General features: G+C 41.4%; 14 protein-coding genes. 8 read left to right on the top strand and 6 right to left on the bottom strand.

Features of this window, described 5'->3' with window-relative positions:
- Positions 1 to 114 precede the first annotated feature (114 nt).
- The 6 genes from HWQ42_RS26750 (at position 115) to HWQ42_RS26725 (ending at position 5,515) form a co-directional block, all read left to right on the top strand.
- The gene (locus tag HWQ42_RS26750) at positions 115 to 357 is read left to right on the top strand and encodes a hypothetical protein (RefSeq protein WP_292739533.1); all 243 of its coding nucleotides are present in this window, start codon (positions 115 to 117) and stop codon (positions 355 to 357) included.
- Positions 354 to 758 (top strand): PIN domain-containing protein, encoded by a 405-nt coding sequence (locus tag HWQ42_RS26745; RefSeq protein WP_292817230.1) that lies wholly within the window; start codon positions 354 to 356, stop codon positions 756 to 758. Before HWQ42_RS26750 ends, HWQ42_RS26745 begins: the two co-directional genes overlap by 4 nt.
- Positions 759 to 1,004: 246 nt before the next feature.
- Positions 1,005 to 1,646, top strand: a complete 642-nt coding sequence (locus HWQ42_RS26740; protein ID WP_292817229.1) for a Uma2 family endonuclease — start codon at positions 1,005 to 1,007, stop codon at positions 1,644 to 1,646.
- 905 nt (positions 1,647 to 2,551) lie between these two features.
- Positions 2,552 to 2,836 (top strand): HU family DNA-binding protein, encoded by a 285-nt coding sequence (locus HWQ42_RS26735; protein ID WP_010998076.1) that lies wholly within the window; start codon positions 2,552 to 2,554, stop codon positions 2,834 to 2,836.
- A gap of 26 nt (positions 2,837 to 2,862) precedes the next feature.
- Positions 2,863 to 3,975 (top strand): threonine-phosphate decarboxylase CobD, encoded by a 1,113-nt coding sequence (cobD, locus tag HWQ42_RS26730; protein ID WP_292817227.1) that lies wholly within the window; start codon positions 2,863 to 2,865, stop codon positions 3,973 to 3,975.
- Between the two features lie 88 nt (positions 3,976 to 4,063).
- Complete coding sequence (locus tag HWQ42_RS26725) at positions 4,064 to 5,515, top strand: NAD(P)/FAD-dependent oxidoreductase (protein ID WP_292817226.1); 1,452 nt, start codon at positions 4,064 to 4,066, stop codon at positions 5,513 to 5,515.
- A 275-nt stretch (positions 5,516 to 5,790) separates the two neighbouring features.
- On the opposite strand, the gene HWQ42_RS26720 is transcribed toward HWQ42_RS26725, so the two are convergent.
- The 4 genes from HWQ42_RS26720 to HWQ42_RS26705 form a co-directional block, all read right to left on the bottom strand.
- Positions 5,791 to 6,312 carry a hypothetical protein gene (locus tag HWQ42_RS26720; protein WP_292817224.1) on the bottom strand — a complete coding sequence of 174 codons (522 nt, stop codon included), beginning with the start codon at positions 6,310 to 6,312 and terminating at the stop codon, positions 5,791 to 5,793.
- Between the two features lie 158 nt (positions 6,313 to 6,470).
- Positions 6,471 to 7,064, bottom strand: a complete 594-nt coding sequence (locus HWQ42_RS26715) for a DUF4360 domain-containing protein (protein ID WP_292739521.1) — start codon at positions 7,062 to 7,064, stop codon at positions 6,471 to 6,473.
- A 687-nt stretch (positions 7,065 to 7,751) separates the two neighbouring features.
- Positions 7,752 to 8,459: a phosphatidate cytidylyltransferase gene (locus HWQ42_RS26710; protein WP_292817223.1), complete on the bottom strand. Its 708-nt coding sequence runs from the start codon at positions 8,457 to 8,459 to the stop codon at positions 7,752 to 7,754.
- Positions 8,460 to 8,522: 63 nt separating this feature from the next.
- On the bottom strand, positions 8,523 to 10,274 hold the full coding sequence (locus HWQ42_RS26705; RefSeq protein ID WP_292817318.1) for a DUF3685 domain-containing protein: 1,752 nt from the start codon (positions 10,272 to 10,274) through the stop codon (positions 8,523 to 8,525).
- Positions 10,275 to 10,416: 142 nt separating this feature from the next.
- Here HWQ42_RS26705 and HWQ42_RS26700 point away from each other — a divergent pair, with 142 nt between their 5' ends.
- Entirely contained in the window at positions 10,417 to 13,416 is a 3,000-nt protein-coding gene (locus HWQ42_RS26700; RefSeq protein WP_292817222.1) for a pentapeptide repeat-containing protein, read from the top strand.
- A gap of 127 nt (positions 13,417 to 13,543) precedes the next feature.
- Here the strand turns inward: HWQ42_RS26700 and HWQ42_RS26695 are convergent, their stop codons facing one another.
- Positions 13,544 to 13,990, bottom strand: coding sequence for a Fur family transcriptional regulator (locus HWQ42_RS26695; protein WP_292739515.1), 447 nt, complete (start codon positions 13,988 to 13,990; stop codon positions 13,544 to 13,546).
- A 673-nt stretch (positions 13,991 to 14,663) separates the two neighbouring features.
- Here HWQ42_RS26695 and HWQ42_RS26690 point away from each other — a divergent pair.
- Positions 14,664 to 15,134 carry a CRR6 family NdhI maturation factor gene (locus HWQ42_RS26690; protein WP_292817316.1) on the top strand — a complete coding sequence of 157 codons (471 nt, stop codon included), beginning with the start codon at positions 14,664 to 14,666 and terminating at the stop codon, positions 15,132 to 15,134.
- A 313-nt stretch (positions 15,135 to 15,447) separates the two neighbouring features.
- Here the strand turns inward: HWQ42_RS26690 and HWQ42_RS26685 are convergent, their stop codons facing one another.
- Positions 15,448 to 16,407 carry a glycosyltransferase family 9 protein gene (locus tag HWQ42_RS26685; protein ID WP_292817220.1) on the bottom strand — a complete coding sequence of 320 codons (960 nt, stop codon included), beginning with the start codon at positions 16,405 to 16,407 and terminating at the stop codon, positions 15,448 to 15,450.
- Positions 16,408 to 16,474 lie beyond the last annotated feature (67 nt).

The following is a 16,474-nucleotide window of genomic DNA, read 5'->3' as shown; positions in this document are numbered from 1 at the left end:
AACTTCTTAAAGAAGTTGGGGATCTTCTTTTTTACGAGTAGGATTAAGTTTAAATGTCATTCTACAATAAAAATACCCAATCACAATAGAAGTAGCAGTAGTGGGTAAATACTAATGAGTTCAGAACAAGAGTTATTAACAAAGTGGCGTTCTCTTCCACAAGAAAAACAAGAGGAAATTTTAGATTTTGTTGAATTTCTTGGTTTGAAAAACTCTGCAAATAAAGTCCCATTGGGAGAACGTTTGCAGCAAATTCGCACTAGGATTGTTGCTTCTGGTAAACATTTATTAGATGAAGATGAAATCGAAAAAGAACTCGCCAGTCGCAGAGGTGGGCTACAGGGTAGAGAAGAATGAAAATAACTTATATTGATTCAGGGATATTAATCAGCGCAACAGATGGTGTTGGTAGAATTGCCGATAAAGCCCTTGAAATATTAGGAGATTCCCAACGGGAATTTGCTTGTAGTGAGTTTGTAAAATTCGAGGTAAGTCCAAAAGCGGTTTTTAACAAGCAAACCGAAGAAGCTCAATTCTATGAAGAGTTTTTTAGTGATGTTACCTACTGGGCGAGTGATTTGACTCATATTGTTGAGGAGGCTTACCAAATTGCTTCTCAGTATGGTTTAGCAGCTAGGGATGCGCTTCATGTAGCTGCGGCCTTGTCAGTTGGTGCAGAGGAATTAGTCACAACCGAGAAAAGAACAAAGCCCATGCATCGAGTAACTAGTATTAATGTAGTTTCTATTTTTGATTGAATTACTATTTCTTAGAGGTTGTTTGAAAAGTCTAATTTATTACTCACCGGGCGACTAGAAGTCGCGGCTATACAGACAAAACCTGCCTCCGCAGGTTAAAAACCCTTGATTTTGTATTAGTCCACGGAGGTGGACTAAGTTTTGTGTAGTAGCGAATTCTATTTGCCCCATACTTTTCAAACATCCTCTTAACAGTAATATTAAGGGATACAGTACTGGAAAAGGTTTGTTGCAAAGAATTGAATTATGGTGGCAATAAAAACATCCGCAGAAAATAGGGTTTTACTACAAAACATCAGCTGGCAGACATTTAAAACCATGCTGGCTGAAATGGGTTCAGAGCGTAATTCCCGATTTGCTTATGACAATGGAACGATAGAAATTATGACCCCACAAATGCCACACGAAAACTCAAATCGCTTAATAGAAGTTTTTGTTGGTGTATTGTGCGAAGAGTTGGGCTGGGAAATTAGACGCGCTGGTTCATTAACTTTAACGCGAGATGATTTAGAGAAGGGAGCCGAGCCAGATAGTAGCTACTATATTCAAAATGAAGCCCTAGTTCGAGATAAAGAAAATATTGACCTCGCCACCGACCCACCCTCTGATCTGGTGCTGGAAGTCGAATATTCCAGGTCTGCAATAGACAAGCTGAGGCTTTATGCTGCAATGGGAGTTCCCGAATTTTGGCGTTATAACGGCAGTGTGTTGAGAGTTTACACGCTTGCAGGTGGACAATATTCAGAAGTTCAAACCAGCCCTACTTTTGCGTCTGTGTCGGTGAAGGAGATTCCTCGGTTTATTCAAGAAGCTAAAAAGAATGGGGAAATTTCTACTACCCGTGCTTTTCGGGCTTGGGTGCAACAAAAAATTTCTGCTAGGGATTGACTCACTCGGCATGAAGGCGCGGATATTCAACAGCCACATACTCAAGGGCTTTCAGCATTTATTCTTACAAGGGTTTGTTGAGTGCCTGTGTTCGTCATCATACTAGGTCGAAGCAAGCTACGCGTAACGTCTTGCAAAGGAGAGGTTGTCGCAGCGTAGTTTAACGTGAGTTCGACGAGTGCTATTTTGACCTCTCCCCCAGCCCCTCTCCTACGAGGAGAGGGGAGCAAAAACCCTATTTTCTCGTTACTCCTCCCTCGCCTTTTAGGAAAGGGAGGCTGGGAGGGAGAGGTCTGTCGAACTCACGTTAGTTTACCGCCGTAGGCATCGCTACCACAAATGTTAAGAAAGATGTGACAAATGGATAGCCTTGGAGGGGAGAAGCTTTAATTTTTACCCTTTCCCCACTAAAAAAGCTTGCTAGGGGGTTAATTTTTACGTTGGATTTTCCAGATGAAATGAAAAGTGAGCAAAATCCCCGAATTTTTAGATAAATCGGGAATCTGAGCCTTCAATTTCCATAAAAATTGATTAATCTCAGCAATAACTCTTCAACATCGGTAATGAATGCCAACAAACATTGACCATCTCTCCCCTGTTTTCTTGGCAATTGCGGGATTTACTAGGTATTTTTTCCTACTTTTGTGGTGGTTTTTAGTGAAACAAGTAACCTAAAATTACAAAAAATCCTGAAATCTATATAAATTAATGGTTTCATCTATCCACATCAGGCTACAACACCTTAGAATGATTCATTGAAAAGTCGAGCCGATGGGATGTACAGCCGTTTTGAGAAAAAATACTCCCAAAGGATGATTTTTGTATTTCCGCAAGCAAAGATTTCAGTACGAATGTATTAATGTGCATCCGTACTGAAATCTCAAGTAAACCTTCAGGAGTTTGATATGAACAAGGGTGAATTAGTTGATGCCGTAGCTGAAAAGGCTAGTGTTACCAAGAAACAAGCGGATGCAGTCTTAACTGCCGCTTTGGAAACGATTATTGAAGCGGTTTCCTCTGGTGATAAGGTAACGTTGGTGGGATTTGGCTCATTTGAATCACGGGAACGTAAAGCCCGTGAAGGTCGTAACCCGAAAACAAATGAAAAAATGGAAATTCCAGCCACAAGAGTTCCTGCTTTCTCCGCAGGAAAACTGTTTAGAGAAAAGGTAGCACCCCCAAAAGCATAGGTTCTGTCTTCGGGAACCCTTTTTTAATGCGGCAACCTGCACACGGGGGAAATTTAGCCTGGGCAGCAGCACTGGCTGGTTGTCCCCCTGATGCTATTCTGGATTTTTCTGCTAGCATCAGCCCGTTGGGGCCTCCAAATAGCGCGATCGCTGCTATTAAGTCCCAAATTGGTAATCTTAAGCACTATCCAGACCCAAACTATAGTGAACTGAGACTAGCTCTCAGTCACTTCCATCAATTGCCGTCTGAGTGGATTCTGCCGGGTAACGGCTCCGCAGAATTACTCACTTTAATCGGTAGGGAATTAGCTCAATTAGCCGCGACAATTTTAATCACTCCAGCCTTTGGCGACTACTACCGAACCTTGGCAGCGTACAACGCTAATGTGCTGGAGTGTCCTTTGTCATTGGTGAGCCAGTGCGGTCTTGGGGGTTTCCCCCATGAGCAACTGCGAACCCGAAGGGTCACTGGTCATTGGTCATTATTCCTTGACAAAGGACAGAGGACAAAGGACAAAGGACTATTGCTGAATAATCCCCACAACCCAACCGGAAAACTATTTACACGGGACTCTATTTTGCCCTACCTGGAGCAATTTGCTTTGGTTGTGGTGGATGAAGCATTTATGGATTTCGTGCCGCCTAATGAGGAACAAAGCCTGATTCCGGTGGTGCAGGAATATCCGAATTTAGTAGTATTGCGATCGCTGACTAAATTTTACAGTCTCCCAGGACTGCGATTAGGATATGCGATCGCACATCCTGACTGCCTAGCTAAATGGCAGCTATGGCGAGATCCTTGGCCTGTAAACACGCTAGCGGCAGTAGCGGCAATTGCAGCACTCCAAGATACGGAGTTTCAGCAACAAACCTGGGCATGGCTACCACCTGCAAGAAACCAACTGTTTCAGGGTTTAGCTGAAATCCCAGGATTGCAACCCCAAGCAAGTGCTGCTAACTTTTTACTGGTTGAGTCCCAAGAATCTACTTCCCAGTTACAGCAACAATTACTCAAGTATCACCAGATTTTAATCCGCGATTGCCTTAGTTTTAAAGAACTAGGCGATCGCTTTTTCCGGGTTGCTGTACGTGAAGAGTCCGATAACCAACGCTTACTAACAGCGCTAAAAGAGAGTTAGGAGTTATAAGTTAAAGAAGGGTTTTAATTCTTAACTCCTAATTCTTAACTCTTAACTCTTAATTCCTAACTCCTAACTCTTAATTCACGTGACCGTTGACTACGATGTTGTAATTATTGGCGGCAGTCTTGCTGGATACTATGCTGCCCTTGCTGCAACCCAACTACGTGCTACAGTTGCCCTGGTACAACCCAAAGTAGACTACGGGTTTACTCGTCACCATGCTCTGACCGAAATTGGTAAACTAGCGCAGAAGTTAAATGATGCCGCTGGTTTTGGTATTCATGCCACACACACCGATACCTCAGAAGAATGCCATATATCTATGGCATGGCAAGAAGCGATGCTATATGCTCAATGCGTCGCCTCAAATCTCCAAGAACATCATTCCCCAGCCATCCTAGCCGCCCAGGGAGTCGATGTGATCGTTGGCAGTGGTCAATTTCAATCTTCACCCCAATTGGCTTTTGCCGTTAACAATCGCCTACTACGCGCCCGTACTTATTTGCTGGCCAGTGGTTCGCTTCCAGAAATTCCAGAGATTGAAGGATTACAAGGCACTGGCTATCTAACTCTTTCTAATATTTGGCAATCTTTCCAGGGAGGGACATTACCCAAAAATTGGGTAATTATCGGTGGAATTCCCCAAAGCATTGAAATTGCTCAAACTTTAGTAAGGTTTGGTTGCAGTGTGACGCTGGTAGTCAAGCATCCTTATGTTCTTCCATATCTAGACCCTGAGATAGCCATATTGCTTCAGGCGCAGTTGGAAGTAGAAGGTGTGCGCGTCCTCACCGGAAAACCAGTAACTCAGGTAAGGCTAATTGAAAATAAAAAGTGGATTCAAGCAGGAGATAAGGCCATTGAAACTGATGAAATTTTAGTGGCGACTGGCCAACAGCCGAATCTTGAATCCCTAAATTTGGCAACAGTAGGTGTGAAATGGCATCAGCGTAGCTTAGTAGTAAATGATAAATTGCAAACCACTAACCACCGTATTTATGCTTGTGGTGATGTAATTGGTGGTTACGACTTTGCCAATATAGCTAATTATGAAGCAAAAATTGCGCTGAACAATGCACTCTTTTTCCCCAGGTTACGAGCAGATTATCGTTCCATTCCTTGGGCGATGTTTTCTGTGCCGATGTTGGCGCAAGTGGGTTTGACAGAGACACAGGCAAAACGCCTATTTAGCCGAGATAAAATTTTAGTATTGCGACAATATTTTAAAACAGTGGCAGCAGCCCAACTTCGGGATGAAACCACTGGTATGTGTAAATTAATTGTGCTACGCAATGGGGAAATTTTGGGAGCTTCTATATTGGGGGCAGAAGCTGGAGAATTAATTAATTTGATTGCCTTGGCAATATCACAAAAAATTAAAGTTAAACATCTAGCAAATTTATCTCCTGCCTATCCCAGTTTCTCAGAAATTCTGGAACGAAGTGCAAGAGAGTGGAGTAAGCAAAAGTTAAATACCAATATTCCTTTGCAAGAGTTTTTAGAAAGCTTCTTCCATTTTTGCCGCAATTGGAATTAGCACTTACGCACGGAGTTGTCACTATAATAACTTAAACAAGGTATTGATATAGGACTCCGATTTGATTTCTGAAAACATCTTGAGACTGAAAAGCCCGTTTTATCAGGGTTTTATCTAAAATCTCGTTCAAAAATCAGATATGAGTCCTATATCATTACTGACTTCCACAAGGATACTGACTTTGCAGTTCTCGCTGCCTTTGCCAATATTGACAGCACCTTGATTGCAAACGCAACGTCATCAGAATTGGGGAGCATCCCTCAAAATTGAGCTTATTATTTTTGTTGAATTGCAAATTTTAAATCTGTCAACTCTAATTCTCCTCCGGTTGTTGTTAATACTAAATTAATGCCTAAAACACTTTTTCCTTTAGTTGTATAGTTAGTTGGAAGTATTTGCTTGGTCAAATCAAAATTTATAGCACTTCCATATGTTATTTGATATGGTGTTGGTTTATCGCCAAGTAAAAATGATGTGATAGCTACTCGTGCTGGTGCTTTCTTGACTACACCTTTTACAGCTAAAGGTACGAGCCTAAATTGCTTTTGAGTATTAGAGGTATCAATTCTAATAATACATCTAGCCCTTGACGATTGTGCCTTTACAGTTATAGGAGAGCGAAGTGTAAATTGACTTATTTGCGGATCGAAACTTATATTACATCCCCTATTAACCGAAAATCTTAGCTGGCTGTTTATTGGAGCAGCAGCGCTAGATGAATTGGCATCATAAGAATAGAAAAAAAACAAGCACATTAATATGAAAAAATTACGTGCATCACTCAATCTCAACATCATCTTATTCTCCATCAACAGAAATTTTTAATTTTAAAGAAGAATACATTCGGTAGATTCAATGAGTGCCGGATTTAGACCCACCACTCATTGAAGACCACTAAATTTGAAATTTGGTGCGGTGTATCACCATCTATCCGCAGAATCGCTAAAAGCAACTACTAGCAACGCTTTAGGTCAAAACGAAGTATTACATCGCCAGCATTGATATCGGCTGTATCAACGAAAATAGAACTTCCTCGTGAGGATTGTGCAATCAGATTAATACCTAATAGTCCTTGCCCACCACCACTACATAAACCTGTAGCAGCTACAACAGTAATCTCATCTTGCTCCGCAAATGCCTTACTAGATTTAAAATTAGTAGTTTTAGGGGGAGCTACGGCTTGACCAAGAGCACCACCACTAAAGCTATAAGTTCTGTTTAAGCTGGTACCTTTACTCCCTCTATCAATATCAGTAGTTCCTTGGTACAGTACTTGTACCTCTTGGACGATGAAACCACTTGGAATAAAAGTTTGAACACGTAAAATACACTTTTTACGGTCACCACTGAATGCACTAAAGTTATCCAAGATGATCGATAAGCTTCTACCATCCTCTCCAGGAAGCTGATCGTCAACAATACATCCGCCAGACCCGATTGCATCTCCAAAAGTAATACTAGCCTCTTCAGCCAAAGCCTTGGTCGCAATCACGTTGAGTCCAAGAATTGTAGATATAGAAAGTAATACACCAAATTGTTTAAAGTTCATATTGATTGTACCTATGTTGCTAGAGTTGTTTGTTGATGAAAAATGCATTTAGAAGCCAGAAGGTACGAGGTATGAAAGCATTTTTGCTTTAATCCCAGGTTTAAAAGCATGAGATTGAAGCAAGGATGCTTTGTGTCTGGTGTTACATATCTCGACACAATTTGGTTCTAGTTGTGGGGAATCACCCACAACTAAAGTTTCGATTGATACTTACATGCTTCTGACTTCTTCAATTGTGGGAAATCCTTTCAAGTATGCTTTGACAATTTCTGCTCAATCAGAAAATGAAGCATAACTGTGTATCGCTGGAGTTAACAGAAAAAAGATGGACATCAAGTTACAAGATGTATTTTTGCTGTAAGTCCATGTGGGGAAGATCATATAGTTGTCTCAATCAGAAAATATGTGTTCTTGATCACAGACATATTGTGTTTCTGAACACTGCCAATTTCAAAATAGTAGTATTGAAGTAGTATGAAGGAGCAGTACTCCAAAGTTAGGTGCTAAAAATTAGGGGTATAAATCACCGATTGAATAGTGCAATACCGATAGCACAGCGTTAGTGAGCCGTCGAGCCTCATAGCCCGCCGCAGATATCGCAGTGAAATAGCTGTTTTTATTGAGAATCTATATTATAAGTGGCTGAAATTCTAGTCGTAGACTGGGAACGAGGTAATTGGGAGTGCCTTAAAAACCCTGCATGAAAATCCAAACTACTCCCGCCGCTGTTAGAGGTACGCTGAGGTTATCTGTGCCGTGGGGCGAGACTGCCTCTGCTAAGGTTGCAAAAGTAGCAGTTACCACTGCCGTCAACAATGCCCATCCTAAACTTAAAGGACTTGCTAGGGGACTCAGCGATGAACCAGGTAGCAGTAACAGCACCAAGAAAATCACTACTGTACTTGCTATAAACATTGCTGCTGAACCTTCCCAGGAACGCACAGAACTTCCTACTTGGTATTTATGCTGCCCAAAACGTCTACCGATTAATGCTGCTAGTGCGTCACCCCAGGTCATCGCCATTATCCCTGCTACGGCGATCGCAACGCTATCTACTGGCCCATCTGGTCGCCACAGTAGCCCGAACAGCAGTGTCACTGAGATAGCGAAATAAACCGTACCAGGTGAGCTATCCTGGGTATCCATTGCGCCGATGATTCGGTAGCGGTAAAACAAGTAGTTCAGTCCGATAAAGGTAGCAAAAGGTATGATTCCGATTTCCCAATTCTTAAACAGTAGCAGGACTCCGAAAGCCCACATCCCTGCACCAATATGGATTACCTTGCGGGTTAAATCCGGCTTTACACCAAATAGCCTACGCAATCCCTCGCCAATCACAAGCAGACTGATAGCGTAAACATACGAAATTGCTAGCCCGATAAAATCATTTGTCATTGGTCATTGGTCATTTGTCGTTGGGAAAAGAACTACAGAAAGCTGCCTTTCTGCGTTGTTGGTTCACTTAGGTCGATCGCTATTTCGTCTAAAGTTCTTTTCTACTGACGAAACGCTACCAATACCTTGAAGAATACCACGACCGATTAAACCTAAACCACGACCAACTATTTGGGTAAGGATAAAAACTATACCGCTACCGAAAACAGCTAATAGTGATTTTAAACGCGGTGCGATCGCATCACTAAATTCTAGGAGCAATGTCACTACTAAGGGAATATTAGAAAGTTTTACTAACTCCTGATTTCGAGGAGCGTAAACTGAAGTGTTGGCAATACCACGAGGTGCAATTACAAATAAATCATAGCGACTTTCAAAAACTGCTTTTGGCTCATTTATATAATTTTTTAATCTATATTTCCACGACAAATCATTTCTAAATCGTTCAATTTCTCTTGTAGAAATAAATTGACGTCCATAAAAGTTTTGCTTAATCTCTTCTACATCTGCTAAATAATTTAACAGTGGTTGCACTACTCCATTCGCTACCTGAATCAATAAGTTTTCTAAAATCATCAATGCTTGGGAATTAGCTTCAGCACTCACTACTGGATAGGAGTTATTATCAATGTTCAATTCTGTTTGAAATAAGAGATAAGAATACAACTCATCAACTAGCGGGATTCTATTCAGAATATCTCTTTGTACAACCTCTATATTTTGCAGCAATAAATTAACTATTTCTATATTTTGATTAACTATTTTTATCCGAGAAAACTTCCCAAAAAAATCTATAATTGCTGCTTGCCATAAATCACGTATTAAAGTATTTTTTAGTTCATGTAATTGATTTATCTCTATTTGAGAAGTACGCAGTTCATCCAACTGTTCAGCCAATTTTTGTAGGATAAGATAAAGTAATTCCCGTTTTTTATCTTCACGAAAGATGTCAATTTCTAAAGGAATATCGGTGACATTTCGTAAAGGCAATTGAAGTTTAGTAACACAAGATGTAAACAAGGCAGATTGTAGGGTTCCCGGACTAAGTAAAGGTGATACAGTTTGCCTTTGCTGAATGGCACTACTGAATAAAGGAGTCAAAAACGGCTCATCAGCAACCGGAATCTGTTCTTTTTGCCTTTCTTGTGGTAAAACTAACAACCGATTTAGCAACCAACGAGCCGCTAGCAGTTCTCGCCGCTGTCCAGCTAGAATGGCTCGATCTAATACTGGTAGTCCAGGAGTTTGTAATTGTGTTGTGACTGCGGCTAGGGTAGCATCAATGTTAGCGATTCCTGACAAACGTAAATTATTTCGCAGTTTAGAGAAGGGGAATGAGGAGTTAGGAGTTAGGAGTGAGGAGTTAGCAGTTATTATTGCTTCTCTGTGCTGGAACCAGTAAGAACCACCATCTGCAACTTCTTGCATGGCGGCGACTAACTCAGGAAGTGGTGTACCTTTGGGGCAGTAGCCATTTACACCAATAGATTTCGCAGCTAATAGCAGTCCTTGTTCTTGAATAGAACTGAGGAGTAGGATTGGTAGGTTGGGATATAAGGCTCTGAGTTGCCGACAGAATTGTAAACCTAGCTGTTGACTGGTGGTGGAGCGACTATTACCGAATTCTAAAACTACCAAATTTACCTGGTTAGGGTCTTTTTCGGCAATTTCTGCTAAAATCTGCAAGGAAACGGTGTCAGTTTCTACAACTGCGATCGCTTCTAGGTTAGGAATCGCTTCTAAAGCTACCCGTAATCCCAGACGAAAAATCGGGTCTTGGTCGATTAACAATAATTTTAAAGGGCGATCGCTCATAGTCCACTCAATTAGATCGGCAGTGTTTTTTACCAATCAGAAAACAACTTTGATACAAAACTTTGTCTTCCCCATTGTCACCTGTTTTCGCAAACTGATAAATCGATCATAATTGCCTTGTGCAGCCTCACTGTGTAATTAAATGAACCTGAGTATTCGGCACTGGTTGGCAGAACGCCATATCGCAATCAATCAAATCAGAGGGTTTTCTGAGGGGCAATTGGCAGGTATTGCCTACCGTATTGTTCAGGATATGGAACTCAAAAGCCTGATGCCTTTTGATATCTGTACCTTGGTAGAGATTTTAGAACTGCCCTTAAGTATTGTTTGGGAAGAAATCAGTGTCATTTCCCTGTTGACAGAAAAACTGTTGCGTAGCCTCAGCCAAAAAAAACCGTTAAAACGTAACGAAGGCACATGGCTAGCGTTTCAAATTGCCTATCTTCAAGCTTTGCAAGCAATTCTAGAGCAGGAAGCAAGCTTACAAAAACCGTGGTTAGACCGGGCAATTATACCCATACAAGCACACATACTTAAAGAGGACGTGAGTAAATTCATCCTCCAAGATTCGCAACTACAAGGATTGTTGAAAACTCTCAGCCCAGGTAAATTGACTGATACGCAAGCTGAACAAGCGCTGTCTTCGGTTGCAGATTCATTACTAGTGCAACAAATAAATAACGCTGCTATCGCTTGGTTAGTTGCCAATGGTGCAGAGGAAGCAGAAGCGAAACTTCTAACACAGCGTTTGGTCAACTCACTTCCTGGTGACATACTGGTAGTCGTCACTGAGAATGCTGCACCTTTAGCCCAACTGCAAAAATTTTTCCGTTTGGGGATTTCATTATCTCCCGGTTTCATCACCCCAGAAATTGGTTCTACAGTCAGTGAAAAAATTGATTTGTACCGAGAACATTACCGTGCAAGTTTGATTAAAAACCTCAGTATCCCTTTGCTGATGGAATCCTTTGCTCTTAAGGATATCTATGTGCCACAAAAAGGCTTACCAATAGAGGAAAATTTTTCTGAGCAGGATAAAAAAGCTGTTAAACCAGTTGATTTAAAAACATGGGCACAGCAACAGCTAACTGATTTAGAAACGATCGCTGTTATTGAGTCAGAACCGGGTTATGGAAAAACTAGTTTTTGCCAACTTTGGGCAGCACAGGTAGCACAGGAATTGTACCCTACTTGGATGCCTATAGTAATTAGGTTGCGAGATGTAAAATATGGTAAAACTTTAATCGAAACTCTAAATTCTGCCTTTGGTGTTAATCTTTCAACTTGGTTAGAGCAAGAAAATCTCCCTTGTCTGTTGCTGCTGGATGGTTTGGATGAATTGCCCCATTCTGCTGTGGGTATCAGGGCACAAGCAATTTTTATTCAGCAATTACTGAACTTTCAATCTCAGCACCGCCACAAAATTGTGTTGACAAGTCGCTCAACAACGTTACCAGAAATCGTCTCGGAACTACCGCTATTGTTGAGGCGAATTATTATTCAGCCATTGGATGGGGACGAACTTAAACAATGGTTTCAGCAGTGGGCAAAAGTGCAATCTTTACCCATTGCTCAAAATTTCTTTACATTGTTAAAACAGGCAGGATTATTTGCCAGCCAATCAAAGTTAAAAGAATTATCTGCCCTTGTCCGTCAACCCCTAATGCTGCATTTGTTGGGTATCTTGCACCGCGAGGGATTGCTAGATGATGAACTATTGCAGTTAGCGGCTAATACCCAAAAGTCTTTTCTGTTATGGGAAATTCATCATCGCCTGAGTCGATGGTTGTTGGGTTATCCGCTGATTGGTGGGATCAAGACGATGCTATTGCGTTCAGGATCGGCTCATATCCACCGGACTCCAGAAGCGATCGCTAATTTACTCGCTAACCGTCATCCCCAAGATTTATTTGAGCAGATGCAAGCGATCGCTCTCAAAATTTTACACTCGCAACGTCATCAAATTAATCTAGCTGGTGAATTTAATAGTTTACCAGGGTTTTATTTTAAAATTTGGGATGTAGAAAGCTCAGGTGAAAGCACAGCAAAAAGTAGTTTAATTGAGTTTTCGCATCTCAAATTAGGAGAATCTCTTTGTGCAGATGCTATAGCTGCCCAACTTAAATTTCTGACTCAGTACCAAGATGAGGTTTATGGCACGCCCACTTTTGTACTTGATCCCAGTAGCGTAGCCCAGAATATTTATAATTTACTAGGTTACGGGATACTTAGCCAAGAAATTGAAGAACTGGCGATCGCCGGATTACGCCGCAAGCAAAAGCACAAATTTTCGTTTGAAGTTTTATTTCAACGTCTTTTATCTTTCTGGCGTGCTTACTGTCAAGGACGTTGGTTAGATGAGGGGATAGCCCACAACGCTTTAACTAATTTTCACGCACTGCAAAACCCTGTGAATGTTGAACAGGTGAATGCTGCGGTGGGATTGAATGTATTTTTATTGCTTTGTGCTTGCTACCGAGAAACAAAAGTTCCTTTTTGGCCTTGTGGAAATCCAATCAATTTGACAGAATTCAACCCAGAAGTGCTGAGTGTGCTAATTGCTAGGACAACGGTTTTGCATAAAAGCACCTTTGCAACCCGAATCAAGTCTTTGTCTGGACTCAATTTATCGGGAGCCTCTTTATCGCAAGTGGTGTTAACTGGGGTAAACCTTGAGCAAACAAATTTATCTAATGCGGAGTTAATGGGGGCGAATTTGGCTGGAGCCAATTTGCAACAGGCGAACCTCGCAGGCGCGAACTTAGAAAACGCCAACCTTGCAGGCGCAAACCTGCAACAGGCAAATCTCACAGGCGCAAACCTACAACAGGCAAACCTAATGGGGACAAATCTTAATTCTGCCGATCTCACCAACGCCTGCTTATTTGACGCTATCCTTGCTGCGACTGACAAAAAATTAGCCGCTGATAATGGTGCTTTGTTTTCTAAAGAAATGTTTCAAAAGCTGAAACATTTGCGATCGCACCAACCCTTCTTAAACACCGTGAAAATCACGCCAAACACAAACGTTAATTGGAACAAAACCCCTGCCATCGGACTAATTGAAAGCTGTGAAGGCGCAATTTTGTCAGTAGATTTATATGATGATGATGTCGATGATGAGACAGTTTTTGGTAATTAATTCGATTGAGGAATAGGGAATTGGGCATTGGGCATTGGACATTGGGCACAAGAGGCAGAGGTGCGGAGGGGCAGAGGGGAAAACTTACTGCAACTTCTTTTTCTTTACTCCCCTGCTCCCCTGCTCCCTATCCCTCCTCCGGATTGCGGTAGCCAAAAAAGTTAATACTGTAGTCAGTAATCCGCACTCCTGTTTCTTCTTCAATTTTGCGGATCAAATCTTCTGGTAGTTCCACATGAACATCAAGAATTTGATTTGTATCCACACAGTTTATATGACTGTGAGAATCACTGATATTGCCGTACAAACGCCCATCACAGCGTTCAATACACTCAATGATGCCTTGACTGGATAATGCTTCTAAATTTTGATAAACAGAAGTATGACCGATCTCTTTGCCTTGGTGGTTCAAGCGATCGTAAATCTCTCTTGCTGCAAGATGTTCATTTGCTTGCCAAAGTAATTCCAGAATAAAGCGACGCTGACGACTGACGCGCATACCCAGGATTTGGCAGCGCTCAAGTGCATCTTCTAGAGAACGAATTGGTCTTGTAGTAATTGTTTGTTTTTGCATATTACAGCTTGTTAACTGTTGAGGGAATATTCCCATCTAAATGTTTATTGGTTATTTAATATATGCAATCATATTGCACCCTGCTGTTTTACCTGCACTTATGTTTTGGCTTTTGATGCTGTGGAAGTGACAGGTGACGATAATGATTTTTTTGCCTGTTGAGGGCTACTTTGTCAGACCTTAATCTAAAACAAACTCATTACAACTTTAACTTAAATTTGCTGTAAATGTCCACCTTGGGGCAAGCATTGCCTTACCCAAGTAGGCTAATTCTAATGGCGTACCATATTAATCGTGTAGTAATTATTTAGTTAAAGGCGAGTAATTATAGCAATGATAAAAGTAGCATTTAACTTGAGCAAGAATCGGTGAAGTGAGTGGCCGCCGCAGGCATCGCCAGCGGCTCATAATATCAAGGCTAGTAACTGGATGTATATTTGTTATAAATAGCAAAAATTAAGCAAAATTATCAAATAAATTTGATCGGGTCAGACTTATGTCTAAACCTTGTATAGGTTGACGAAATTATTAGCAAAAAAGTATCAGTAAATACTAGTTGATTTGTGAAGAAAACTTTGTGCTATTAAAAGTCAATCTAGCGTCAATCCCTGAAAGCTGCTACTGTATATTCTCGATCCTACAGTTGAGCATCAAGAAAGTGGCTGCTGAATCAATGACAATTGCGATCGCACTCAATAATGACTTCATTAACAATCTGGATTTGTCGCCTGCGTCAACGGTGATTGAAAAACTGCTGCAAGATGGGGTTGTATCCTATGAACAGCAGCTACGCTTTGATATCAATTACAATCTCGAACCTGGCGATCCACGGGAACTCTCAGAAATTCCAGAGGTGCGCCTGTGGTTTGTACGCCTAGATGCCAAATATCCCTGGTTGCCATTTTTACTAGATTGGAAAGCTGGAGAATTTGCTCGTTATGCCGCCATGCTTGTACCACACCAGTTTAGTTCCCAAGAAGGTATTCAGTACAATCCTGAAGCCTTAGAGATATTTTTGATGCATAAAATCTTTATCTTAGGCGATTGGCTCAAACAACAAGACATCCCTAGCCTCTCGCGCCTAAAGTCCATGGCCCAAATGCTGGGTTATGAATTAGATGATGCTTTTTTTGGGATATTTTAACAAGAAAGAATTCAGGAGTCAGGAGCCAGAATTCATACCATTTTGGATTTTAGATTTTGGATTGTGAAACATCCATTGGATAAGTGTTTCAGTTTTCCATCTATCGCAATCATTTTTCAAATTGGTTTCAGTATGAATTCTGAACTAAAAAGCGGACTTCGGCATGAGCGCTCAGTCGAACGCTAAATCAACGGCATTTATTGCACCCCCGTAAAATCTATGATTTTATGGTCAACTTTCTTAATAGCGGGTCTGAATCTCCCACTTTCTGATTCTGAATTCTGACTTCTGACTTCTTCAAAAAATTACTGGTTTAGCCACCCCAAATTTTCTCTAAAACTGCGTTTGGTGAAATATCCGCCGTTTTTCCTGTGAGGGATTCAATAGCCAGGAATTTATCGTTTTTCGGCAACAACTTAGCTGGAACGCTGGGGCCAAAGATAGCAATGGTATAGGTTTGAACTGCAACACTTAGTTGTAGTGCCGCACTATCAGTCGATAACATCAAATTTGCCCCGGCAATTATGGCAGTTAACTTACCAATATCATCTGGGGCAGTCACCTTGATATCTGGAGAAGACTCCAGAAGCGATCGCACAAACTGCTCATCATCAACTCCCTTAATAACAACCACAGGTAAATCCGGCTGTTTTTGTTGGAAGGCTTGAATAATTTGCTGCCAATTTTCGACAGGGTAGATTTTATCTAGTTCTTTAGCCTGGGATAACTGGCCAGAACCGCCATGAATCAAGATATAGCCTGTTTCATGAACCCCTAAACGTTTTTGTTCCTTTTGTGCCCATTCAATATCTGGTTTTGGCACATTTACTGCTAACTCTGGGACAGGGCTATTTATTTCCAATGGTTGCAGCAAGTCATGGTAAACTGCTGCCGCATACTGGGATGGTTTGAAAGGCACAGCATGGGTAAGAAAACCCGATCCTTTGCCTTGATAGCCAATGCGTATAGGAATTCCCGTCAACCAGAGTAAAAGACCCACCAACCAATTTTGCTTAACAGCAATGGCAACATCGTATTCGCGATCGCGAATAGTTCCCACTAAATTACCCCAATCTGCCAGACTGTTACGGTCATTAAAATCAAAGTTCAGCACCTCGTGAACTGACTTGCTCACTCGGTAGGCAGCCTTTGACCGGGGTTCAACAAAGACATCTATCTGAGCGTTAGGGTAATGGCGCTTCAGGTCATCTAGAGTCGGAAAGAAGAGAACTTGGTCGCCAATTCCGCCAGGTACAAGGGCTACTACTCGCATAATATTTATTGACGCTTACTCGCTCCCTATTTTAGGGGAAAATATATAGCTTAAAGATTGAGGAATT

Source organism: Nostoc sp. JL23, from assembly GCF_017115065.1.
GTDB lineage: Bacteria > Cyanobacteriota > Cyanobacteriia > Cyanobacteriales > Nostocaceae > Nostoc > Nostoc punctiforme_A.
The sequence above is the reverse complement of the archived record's forward strand: the minus strand, read 5'-3'. Positions and strand labels throughout refer to the sequence as shown.

Excerpts from the sequence above, each read along its gene's own strand:
- HWQ42_RS26685 (WP_292817220.1), bottom strand. The coding sequence starts at position 16,407 with ATGCGAGTAGTAGCCCTTGTACCTGGCGGAATTGGCGACCAAGTTCTC.
- HWQ42_RS26715 (WP_292739521.1), bottom strand. The coding sequence starts at position 7,064 with ATGAACTTTAAACAATTTGGTGTATTACTTTCTATATCTACAATTCTT.
- HWQ42_RS26700 (WP_292817222.1), top strand. The coding sequence starts at position 10,417 with ATGAACCTGAGTATTCGGCACTGGTTGGCAGAACGCCATATCGCAATC.
- HWQ42_RS26740 (WP_292817229.1), top strand. The coding sequence starts at position 1,005 with ATGGTGGCAATAAAAACATCCGCAGAAAATAGGGTTTTACTACAAAAC.
- HWQ42_RS26735 (WP_010998076.1), top strand. The coding sequence starts at position 2,552 with ATGAACAAGGGTGAATTAGTTGATGCCGTAGCTGAAAAGGCTAGTGTT.
- HWQ42_RS26710 (WP_292817223.1), bottom strand. The coding sequence starts at position 8,459 with ATGACAAATGATTTTATCGGGCTAGCAATTTCGTATGTTTACGCTATC.
- HWQ42_RS26695 (WP_292739515.1), bottom strand. The coding sequence starts at position 13,990 with ATGCAAAAACAAACAATTACTACAAGACCAATTCGTTCTCTAGAAGAT.
- cobD (WP_292817227.1), top strand. The coding sequence starts at position 2,863 with ATGCGGCAACCTGCACACGGGGGAAATTTAGCCTGGGCAGCAGCACTG.
- HWQ42_RS26720 (WP_292817224.1), bottom strand. The coding sequence starts at position 6,312 with ATGATGTTGAGATTGAGTGATGCACGTAATTTTTTCATATTAATGTGC.
- HWQ42_RS26750 (WP_292739533.1), top strand. The coding sequence starts at position 115 with ATGAGTTCAGAACAAGAGTTATTAACAAAGTGGCGTTCTCTTCCACAA.
- HWQ42_RS26705 (WP_292817318.1), bottom strand. The coding sequence starts at position 10,274 with ATGAGCGATCGCCCTTTAAAATTATTGTTAATCGACCAAGACCCGATT.
- HWQ42_RS26745 (WP_292817230.1), top strand. The coding sequence starts at position 354 with ATGAAAATAACTTATATTGATTCAGGGATATTAATCAGCGCAACAGAT.
- HWQ42_RS26690 (WP_292817316.1), top strand. The coding sequence starts at position 14,664 with ATGACAATTGCGATCGCACTCAATAATGACTTCATTAACAATCTGGAT.